This window comes from Spiroplasma sp. ChiS (assembly GCF_002968355.1).
GTDB classification, from domain to species: Bacteria; Bacillota_I; Bacilli_A; order Mycoplasmatales; family Mycoplasmataceae; genus Spiroplasma; species Spiroplasma citri.
The window spans coordinates 1-2,726 of sequence record NZ_PUUH01000034.1 but is presented as its reverse complement, the minus strand read 5'-3'; the positions used below and the strand labels follow the sequence as shown (position 1 = coordinate 2,726).

4 protein-coding genes and 1 pseudogene are annotated in these 2,726 nt (G+C 24.2%); 1 reads left to right on the top strand and 4 read right to left on the bottom strand.

Going from position 1 to position 2,726, the window contains the following annotated elements; genetic code table 4:
• Positions 1 to 1,200 (top strand): annotated as a pseudogene (locus tag C6B38_RS01950) (spiroplasma phage ORF1-like family protein); the annotation flags it as partial.
• 11 nt (positions 1,201 to 1,211) lie between these two features.
• Here C6B38_RS01950 and C6B38_RS01945 read toward each other — a convergent pair.
• The 4 genes from C6B38_RS01945 to C6B38_RS01935 are packed head-to-tail and all read right to left on the bottom strand — an operon-like array spanning position 1,212 to position 2,697.
• Positions 1,212 to 1,907, bottom strand: a complete 696-nt coding sequence (locus C6B38_RS01945) for a spiroplasma phage ORF1-like family protein (RefSeq protein WP_199558547.1) — start codon at positions 1,905 to 1,907, stop codon at positions 1,212 to 1,214.
• Positions 1,908 to 1,937: 30 nt separating this feature from the next.
• Complete coding sequence (locus C6B38_RS10510) at positions 1,938 to 2,069, bottom strand: DUF3688 family protein (protein ID WP_199558546.1); 132 nt, start codon at positions 2,067 to 2,069, stop codon at positions 1,938 to 1,940.
• 11 nt (positions 2,070 to 2,080) lie between these two features.
• Positions 2,081 to 2,317, bottom strand: coding sequence for a hypothetical protein (locus C6B38_RS01940; protein WP_015967964.1), 237 nt, complete (start codon positions 2,315 to 2,317; stop codon positions 2,081 to 2,083).
• Positions 2,317 to 2,697, bottom strand: coding sequence for a hypothetical protein (locus tag C6B38_RS01935; RefSeq protein ID WP_105298443.1), 381 nt, complete (start codon positions 2,695 to 2,697; stop codon positions 2,317 to 2,319). The genes C6B38_RS01940 and C6B38_RS01935 overlap by 1 nt, the downstream gene beginning before the upstream one ends.
• Between the last annotated feature and the right edge of the window lie 29 nt (positions 2,698 to 2,726).

Here is a 2,726-nt window from a genome sequence, read left to right as displayed (position 1 = left end):
AGAGTTCAGCAAGGTGGTAGTGCGGATTATGAAAATCCGAATAAGGTTGGTACAAAGCGGATAATTTTTGATTTTGAGACGGTTGATGAATTGGATGTTAAAAATATTAAAAAAGCAATTTATCGGATGATTTTAACTGTTGATGAAGCAAATTTAATTATTTCTGGTAGTTTAGAGTTAAATAATATTAATAATGATGATTTAAGTTTTAATTTTAGTTTTATGCGAACGGGAATGGGTGAAGTTTTTAATTTTAATGGTTCAATTTATTCATCATTAAATAGTAAAGATTTAAAGTATTATCAACAGTTTAGCGGTCAGTTTGATTTATCTAAGTTTTTACAGTCGTTTTTTGCAAGTGCATTGGTGCCAGTGTTTCAAAATCGTAGTTCTTTTATTGAAAATGGATATATTGATAATTTACAATATGATACTGTTTTAGTTAACTTTTTTGCGTTGAAATTACAAAATTTTAATAATATTTTGTTGAGTGAAAATATTAACGATAAATTACAATTTGATAAATTATTAAATAGTATGTTTAAGATTTCACAGAAATTTTATACTAATTATTTAGGTACGATTTTTGATTTAGAAAATAATACTTATGTTCAAGGTTATAATAAAAAATATGGTTTGTTAGTAAATAATGGTTTTAAAATTTACCCACGATATTTTTATTTTTCGGATAAATATCAGCAATTAGATATTAAATTATATTCAGCATTTAAAAATCGGTTTTATACGATTAATAATTATGGTAGTGTTTTTAATTATGATTTTTCGGTTGCTAATAGAAGAATAAAAAATCGGTTATAATGTGTTTATAAATTGCAAGCACAAAAAGAGAATGATATGTACCGATATTATGATTTTAATTTTGGGATTTATAATTGACAAGAAATTAATAATGGTGGGTTATTCCCCAATAATCAATGATGACAAGTGCAATATGTAACGCCAGAGGGTTGATAAGATTTTGGTGCTCATATTAAAAATGCGGTGATTTGAATTGTTAATACTATTCCCGGTGTTAAACAAGTTAATGAATTAGCGAGTGGTGTTGGTAAGGTTTTTGAAACAGTATATAGTTTTTTTAGTCAAATATTTGAAGTATGAAAATTTAATCCAGCATTGTATAGTACAATAACAAATATTTTTTTATTAATTATTTTTATGAAATTTGTGCGATTAATATAAAAAAGGAACTGTTATTCAGTTCCTTTTTGTTCTTTTCAATCAGTAATTTCACCAATGTTTTTATCAATGGTAGGTATTTGTGGTTCATCACTACCATATCAACGATAAAGTGATTTTATATTTGCAGTGTTAAACATTACGAAATCTTTTGGATTATATGTTTCTAAATATCAAATATTATTTCTTTTTTGTGATATATTACCATTATTTTTTGCTAAATATATACCATATTTACCTACATCAAATAAATTAAGAAATAAATATGATTTATTATTTTTTGTACTAAATTCATTATCAAAATTATTTTTATCAACTAATTTTCAATTATCTACTTTCAACTTAACTCTTGGATAATGATTTTCTTTATAACGGTCAACATTGTCGACAATTTTTTTCGATACATGAAACATTTTATATTTTACGGCAAAAGCATAAATAAAATCAATTAAATCATTCAAAAAATTATCTTTTTTAACATCATAAAATTTTTCAACCATAAACTGATTTTTTAAACTATGTCATTGTCGATAATAATTCAAAAATATTTCATTAGGTTTATCATAAACAACTCCGGTTGAATAACTATCTTGTAAAAAATCCAAATACCATTTATCATTAAATAATAATTTTTTTGGTGTTTTTAAAGTTGGATTAATAAAATAATTTGTTTCCGAGCAATTTTCAAAAAAACTGCTACGTAAAAACATTGTATTAATACATTAATACCTTTATCAGTACTATTTATTCTCTTGTTTAAGCATATATTGTTCCTCATTTAAGGGTCTAAACGCCGTTAAAGTAATAAATGGAATAACCAAACCCAAAAAAGTTAAAATAAATATGGCAAATAAAGATAACGATTTTTTCATAAACTCAACTCCTAACTATACAATGTTTTTGAAACAATAAACCCAACAATATATAAACTTGATATCGTTAACATTAACGGATGACTAAACAAAACTGCCATTCTACCAAATAATCAAATTAACCAAGTATCAGAATTATATAAATCCATAATAATATTTTTTGCTGATGTAAATTGATTAATAATAACAGTAATAAAACCAGTTCCAAATATTGCAATCGCCGCCACCAATAAAACTAATTTAATCATTACTTAACACCTCTTTTAAATTTTGCTTGTTGTCTAACATTTTGACGCTTAATTTCTCGTTTAACTTGCTGCTTATTACTATTTTGATAAACATTTTTACCAACATTAATACCTTTTCGTACAGTTGACGAATATACTTGCGAAACACCATTATTAACTGTCGAACCTAAATTATTATATTGTGTTGATGTGCCGTGAATTGCATAAATCGATAACTTAATAACCATAAAAAAGATTAAAAAATAAGCAATTGACGTATTTGTCATCGGTAATTTTGTATTTCAAATTACATCAAAAATAAACAAAAATATATCAAAAACAAAACTAAAAATATTGTCTCAATTACTATTATTATTATTTTCAACTAATAAATTAATCATCTTTACTATTTCCTTTCTCTTTTTTAGGT